We start from the raw sequence: 6,379 nt of genomic DNA on the forward strand, positions 1-6,379 counted from the left end.
TTTTTCGGCATTTTATTTATATTTCCTATCATACTTTTGTTGAAAAGCATTCTCTTTTACATGCAAGCGTCAAAAGATTGGAGTACAATCTTTGCCGTTTATGATTATTAAGATTAGATAGAACAGCTATTTAATCATTATGACCTTCCTCAATTGGAGATAATTACATGAAGCAAGCAGTTCGTGTTGCCGTTACTGGCGCAGCTGGTCAAATCGGTTATAGCTTATTATTCCGTATCGCAAGCGGTGAAATGTTGGGTAAAGACCAACCAGTTATCCTTCAATTATTAGAAATTCCAGTTGAGAAAGCTCAACAAGCGCTTAAAGGCGTAATGATGGAACTTGATGACTGCGCATTCCCTCTTTTAGAAGGTATGATCGGTACTGATGATCCTAAAGTCGCATTCAAAGATGCTGACTACGCTCTTCTTGTAGGTTCACGTCCACGTGGTCCTGGTATGGAACGTGCTGACCTTCTTAAAGTAAACGGTGAAATCTTCATCGGTCAAGGCCAAGCGCTTAACGAAGTTGCTAGCCGTGACGTTAAAGTTCTTGTTGTAGGTAACCCTGCAAACACTAACGCTTACATCGCAATGAAATCTGCTCCAGATCTTCCAGCGAAAAACTTCACAGCAATGTTACGTCTTGACCACAACCGTGCGTTAACTCAACTTGCTCAAAAAGCAGGTGTTGCAGTTTCTGACATCGAAAACATGACAGTTTGGGGTAACCACTCTCCAACGATGTATGCTGACTACCGTTTTGCAAATGTAAACGGCGAAAGCTTAAAAGACAAAATCAACGATGCTGCTTGGAACAAAGACGTATTCCTTCCAACTGTTGGTAAACGTGGTGCTGCGATCATCGAAGCACGTGGTCTTTCTTCTGCTGCTTCTGCTGCAAACGCTGCAATCGACCATATGCGCGATTGGGCTCTTGGCACAAACGGCAAATGGGTAACTATGGGTATTCCTTCTGACGGTTCTTATGGTATTCCTGAAGGCGTAATGTTCGGTTTCCCTGTAACAACTGAAAACGGCGAATACAAAATCGTTCAAGGTCTTGAAATCGACGAATTCAGCCGTGAACGTATCAACTTCACTCTAAACGAGCTTGAAGAAGAACGTGCAGCAGTTGCTGACATGGTTAAATAATTTAATTTTTTAAATTAAATTATAAAAAGGCACTCCATTTGGGGTGCTTTTTTTATGGCCTGCGAAAAATACCACGCTTAATTTTTGAACAAAAAATAACACGTTGAGATGCTGTTGCAACTGACAAAGTCAAATAAACAGATAACTATAAAGATGAGAGAAATGTTATAGGCTTGAGGAGAACGGCAATGTTTGATCAACAACCGACGTTGGAACTATTTTTTGAACAATTGGGGTTAGATGCAAGTCCGGAAGGCATTGATCAATTTATCGAAACGCATCAAATCACCATGGATGTTCCATTGCATGAAGCGCCATTTTGGACGAAGTCACAGCGTGACTTCATTATCAGTCATTGGAAAAAAGATGATGACTGGGCCATAGTGGTCGATATTTTAAATGAACAATTGCATACAGAACATAAGCTTTCCGGATCATGCAAAATCTAAATACAATTTGAAACAACAAACCTAGTTTTAACGCTAGGTTTTTTTAGCTTCATCATATAAGTTAATTAAATAATAAATGACAGATTAGTTGATAAGGAGGGCGAGATGCTCAATCAAAATAAACCATCCTTAGCTTTATTGTTTTCTCAATTGGGGTTAGCTAGCAGTCCAGCTGCGATCGAGTTATACGTGCGTACGCATCAGCTTGCTGCAAGTGAAAATTTACATGATGCGCCGTTTTGGAATAAAGCGCAGCGTGATTTTCTAATCAGTCATTTAGTACAAGATGATGATTGGGCTATATGGATTGATGAGCTGAATCAACAGTTGCATATGGATGCATATAAGCTGCAGCCGGCATAGATTTCATTTTTCCACAAATAAAAAAACACCTCCTCAGAGGTGTTTTTTTATTTAGTGCAGTTTGCTTTGGCGTAACTCAGCAAACCAATCTTCTTGGCGATATGGATTAAATGCAGGATGCTCAAGTAATGTGGTAAGTTTGAATTCTTGAGATTTGCAGTATTTATTTAACCAGTGGCGGGTTAACGCAGGTTCCTGTTTTACCGCAGAGGCATAGGCCAAGTAGAAGTAAATGTCGCCATGTTCAGCTTTGGACATCGGTTTCATAATCTGCTGGGTAATCAGGGCATAGCGCTGCTCTTGGGTAATTTCAAAAAATATCATATAAGCTTTGGCTAAATGTACAGACAAATTGATGTATAGCTCAATCGGCATTTCTTCAAATTCAATCCGGCTTTGCTCAAGTAGAACAATGGCTTCTTGCAGAAAATACACTTGTTCTTGATGGTTCTTACTTAAATTAACCAATTGCAGGCGTAAGTCTGCACGCTCAAGAGCAAGTTCAGGGCTGTTGCCTTGTAGAAATAATTGATCGGTTTCGCCAATACGCTGAATAATTTTATGACTGTTTTGACGCATCGGGTACATCCTCATCTATGAATGACTCATATATGAGGATAGTTTAAGGGATTTAAAGGAGGAATCTCGAATTACCACATCGAGTTGTCATTACGTAGCCAAGCCGTAATCGATAAACGTTGATGTTTTGCTTCGAGTACCTCGTGTAATAGGTCACTTTGGAATAACGCAATGCGATTCGGTTTAGGTTCTAAAATATGCCAAACATCATTCTTATCTTGTAAGCGCAATTCACCGCCCCAGTCAGCTTGCCAATATTCATGCAAATAATAAACCGCTGAAATGACACGTCCATTTTTGCCTTGAGGATTATCTTTGTGTAGTGCATAAAACTCACCTGCGTTATAACAAGCAAAATGTGCTTCGACTTCGTGAATGTTAGAAAAAAATGCGCGATTAAATTGTTCTGATAAATGTTCTAAGGCTTGAACGTGTTCTTGTGCGACATCTAATGTGTCGTTAATCCATAAAATATGATCACTTCTAATTTTACTGATGACTCCATTTTGTACGGCTGCATCCCTGAATTTATTTAAATTTGACATACATTCTTCAACAAGTGCATGTATATATTCTGCAGGATAAGCGTCATCAATAATGCTAAAACCGTGTTGATCTAAATCATCGAGGATTTGATCAACCGGCCAAGACTTTGGGAGAAAGGCTGTTTCCATATACGATCCATAAAGTTGTGGAAAAAAAGGTGACGTATTCTAGAGCAAGAATAGCATCGGAATGAAACTATTTTTCATGCTAAAATGTCCGTTGATATTAGGAATTAAAGAAACATGAATTACCGTCACCATTTCCATGCAGGCAACTTTGCCGACGTGATGAAGCACGTTTTGCTGCTTCAGTTATTAAGTCGACTGAATGCAAAAGATAAACCTTATCGCTATGTAGATACACATGGTGGTGCAGGTAAATATGATCTTTCGACCTCTGAAGCACAGAAATCAGGTGAGTTTTTAAATGGTATTCATCGTTTAGTTAAGCTCGATGATTCAATTAAACGCAATGCGCCTGAAGGTGTTCAACAATATTTAAAAGTTGTTGAAAAAATGCGTGAAAACTTTGGTAAAGGCGCTTATCCAGGCTCTCCGTGGTTCGCACTTGAAGGCATGCGTGAAACTGATAAAGCCACGATTTTTGAAATGCAGCGCGATGTATTCCAACAATTGCGCCACAATATTTTTGATAAACGTGCAGGCTTGCATGAACGTGATGCTTACGAAGGTTTATTGGGCGTAATTCCACCAAAAGAAAAACGTGGTTTAGTCATGATTGACCCGCCTTACGAATTAGAACGTAAAGATTTTCCACAGCTTGTAGAATTGTTGGTGGCTGCTTATAAAAAATGGCCGACAGGCGTTTTTGCGGTATGGTATCCAATTAAAGACCGCGCGATGATTGAACGTTTTGAAAAGAAAATGTACAAAACCGGCATTCGTCGTCAGTTGGTTTGCGAAATTTGTGTATGGCCAGATGACACTCCAGTCGGTCTAAATGGTTGTGGTTTATTGGTGATTAACCCACCTTGGAAATTCTCTGAAGATGCGGACGAAGCATTACAATGGTTGTTCCCACATCTTCGTATGAATGAAAATGGTGGTCATGCAGCCGTACGTTGGTTGGTTGGCGAATAATTTTAAACTTGAAAAAGAAAGGTCACAGTTAGGATCGAACAATGACAAATACAAATAAACCTGAGCGGGAAATTTCTTCAAAGGATGAAAATGCATTTGATGGCATTACATTTGAAGTTGAAGAAGAGGAGCATACCCATGAAGGGCATAAAGTGAAACGTCGTGGGATCTATCTGTGGCCAAACTTGATTACAACTGCAGCGTTGTTATCCGGCTTTTATTCTATTATTGCCAGTATGAATGGTGAGTTTCAACAAGCCATTTATGCCATTTTCCTTGCAGCATTATTTGATGGTTTGGATGGGCGTGTCGCACGTGCTATCGGCGCACAAAGTCCTTTTGGTGAACAGTTTGACTCGTTGTCGGACTTGCTAGCATTTGGTGTTGCACCTGCCATTTTAATGTATAGCTGGAGTCTAAATGACTTAGGCCGTATTGGCCTGGCAGCATGTTTTGTTTACACCGCATGTGCAGCCTTCCGTTTGGCACGTTTTAACGTACAAATTGGGGTTGTCGATAAACGTTATTTTATTGGTGTTGCAAGTCCACTCGCAGCCGTTATGATTATTTCATTGGTATGGGTAGGTATGGATATCCCTGCGGTCTTCGACTTACGCGAAACAGGTATTCAGATTTTTAATGCGGTAGTGATTATTGCAGTGGGTCTATTGATGATCTCAAATGTAAAATACTATTCATTTAAAACTGTGGATCGTCGCCGTGTTCCATTTGCCGTGTTACCAATCATAGTCTTTGTTTTAGCAGCTGTAACGTATAATATTCCAATGGGTATTTTAATTATTTCAGTGATTTATGCATTGTCTGGTTTTGTCACCACCTTAATGGCAAAAAAGGCAGAAGCATGAGTTAAAGCATGAAATAAAAAAATGAAAAGGAGCTTGATATGCAGATATTTCAAGATTTCTTGGATCAATCAAGGCGACTGAATCAAGCTCCAGATTTACAACATAAAAAAATAAATTTACATGCGCCGAATACGCCTTATCCTTCAGTCCATTATGGACTTTGTCTACCGAATCTTCCTGCGCCCTTACATTATCTTAACTTTATGAGTTGGCTCGGGCAGCCTCAGATTCCCGCTTTTCAAAATCCTGCGGCTATTCAACAAGACGAACTCAATACGGCCACAGTAATGACCAGTGTAAGTGGTCATATGGTTGGTCAATTACAATCCTATTCCATTAAAGATGACTGTAGTCTGAGTGAGACCGTCTTTACGTTTAGAGATAAAGAGCAGATCGGTTGGGATGGAGCGGTATTTCAAATCCATCGAGAAGATACTGAACTCAGTTTAGATTTGTCTGTGCAAACAACCGATATTTCTTCTTGTTTAATAAAATTAAGATTAGGTCTTGCTGAATATTGGTCGGTGATGTGCCAATGTGAAGGGCAAATCAAATTTCAGGGCCAGATGTATGATGTAAATCAGTTGGCGGTTTTGTCTTATGCACAAATACGCAAGTTTCCATATTTACCTTTGGCGTTTTATACCCATCAGGTGATCAACCTGAGCCGAAAGCGTCAAATCATCTTTATGCAAACGCGAGACCGCTATAACAATATTTTGAGTTCACGTTTATATCTAAGAGATTTAAATCAGCAGCAAGTGTTCATGGCAGACCAAGCCGTGTTCTTTAAAGTCATGCGCGTTTATCCTGTGGTTAAAACCCCAAATTTGCAAAAAATGTATTTGCCACGTGAATTTGAATGGATTTACCAAAATGACAAACTGAAAATACATGTACAAGCACAGAGTCGTGGGGATTTTAAATTTGGACTCGGCGCAGGCTATGCAGGAAGCTTTAACTATCAAATCAAAATCAACGACGAAATCGAGTGTGGGGAAGGTGGCTACTGTGAATATGTCGATTGTCGAGCTTTAAAATGGCAAGAAAAGAATGAAAAAGATAAATTAACGGATAAATATGGAAATATTGTCCCTTTTATGCTCAAAAAATAGTAAAAAAATTTGATTTAGTAGAATAAATAAACAAACGTAATGAAAAATTAAAAATAAATGGAAAAGGGTGTTGCATTGGGTGTGAAATGCTGTAGAATGCACATCCATCGGCGGTGATGAAGATTAAAACTTCTGATAAAACAATGACTTGGTTGAATTGATTAAGTTTGGTTTTATTTGATAAGTTTAAAAATAATTTGAATTACT

The 6,379-nt window shown here is 39.1% G+C and carries 8 protein-coding genes; 6 read left to right on the forward strand and 2 right to left on the reverse strand.

What is annotated here, in order from left to right; all coding sequences use genetic code 11:
• Nucleotides 1–167 precede the first annotated feature (167 nt).
• The 3 genes from FTU06_RS12100 to FTU06_RS12110 all read left to right on the forward strand — a co-directional run bounded on the left by FTU06_RS12100 (nucleotide 168) and on the right by FTU06_RS12110 (nucleotide 1,966).
• Nucleotides 168–1,154, forward strand: a complete 987-nt coding sequence (locus tag FTU06_RS12100; protein ID WP_078189236.1) for a malate dehydrogenase — start codon at nucleotides 168–170, stop codon at nucleotides 1,152–1,154.
• 188 nt (nucleotides 1,155–1,342) lie between these two features.
• Nucleotides 1,343–1,603 (forward strand): DUF2789 family protein, encoded by a 261-nt coding sequence (locus tag FTU06_RS12105; protein WP_078192425.1) that lies wholly within the window; start codon nucleotides 1,343–1,345, stop codon nucleotides 1,601–1,603.
• A gap of 105 nt (nucleotides 1,604–1,708) precedes the next feature.
• The gene (locus tag FTU06_RS12110; RefSeq protein WP_078189234.1) at nucleotides 1,709–1,966 is read left to right on the forward strand and encodes a DUF2789 family protein; all 258 of its coding nucleotides are present in this window, start codon (nucleotides 1,709–1,711) and stop codon (nucleotides 1,964–1,966) included.
• A gap of 51 nt (nucleotides 1,967–2,017) precedes the next feature.
• Here FTU06_RS12110 and FTU06_RS12115 read toward each other — a convergent pair whose 3' ends face one another.
• On the reverse strand, nucleotides 2,018–2,545 hold the full coding sequence (locus FTU06_RS12115) for a hypothetical protein (protein WP_180035684.1): 528 nt from the start codon (nucleotides 2,543–2,545) through the stop codon (nucleotides 2,018–2,020).
• Nucleotides 2,546–2,616: 71 nt separating this feature from the next.
• On the reverse strand, nucleotides 2,617–3,219 hold the full coding sequence (locus FTU06_RS12120; protein WP_111885952.1) for a 2OG-Fe(II) oxygenase: 603 nt from the start codon (nucleotides 3,217–3,219) through the stop codon (nucleotides 2,617–2,619).
• 114 nt (nucleotides 3,220–3,333) lie between these two features.
• On the opposite strand from FTU06_RS12120, the gene FTU06_RS12125 reads away from it, so the two are divergent.
• From FTU06_RS12125 to FTU06_RS12135, 3 genes are read left to right on the forward strand one after another with little or no spacing between them, the layout of a single operon-like run.
• Nucleotides 3,334–4,191 carry a 23S rRNA (adenine(2030)-N(6))-methyltransferase RlmJ gene (locus tag FTU06_RS12125; protein ID WP_078189232.1) on the forward strand — a complete coding sequence of 286 codons (858 nt, stop codon included), beginning with the start codon at nucleotides 3,334–3,336 and terminating at the stop codon, nucleotides 4,189–4,191.
• A gap of 41 nt (nucleotides 4,192–4,232) precedes the next feature.
• Complete coding sequence (gene pssA, locus FTU06_RS12130) at nucleotides 4,233–5,057, forward strand: CDP-diacylglycerol--serine O-phosphatidyltransferase (protein ID WP_078189231.1); 825 nt, start codon at nucleotides 4,233–4,235, stop codon at nucleotides 5,055–5,057.
• A gap of 38 nt (nucleotides 5,058–5,095) precedes the next feature.
• Nucleotides 5,096–6,172, forward strand: a complete 1,077-nt coding sequence (locus FTU06_RS12135; protein ID WP_168379142.1) for a DUF6670 family protein — start codon at nucleotides 5,096–5,098, stop codon at nucleotides 6,170–6,172.
• Nucleotides 6,173–6,379: the final 207 nt, after the last annotated feature.

The organism is Acinetobacter sp. YH12052, assembly GCF_013419835.1.
Taxonomy (GTDB): Bacteria; Pseudomonadota; Gammaproteobacteria; order Pseudomonadales; family Moraxellaceae; genus Acinetobacter; species Acinetobacter amyesii.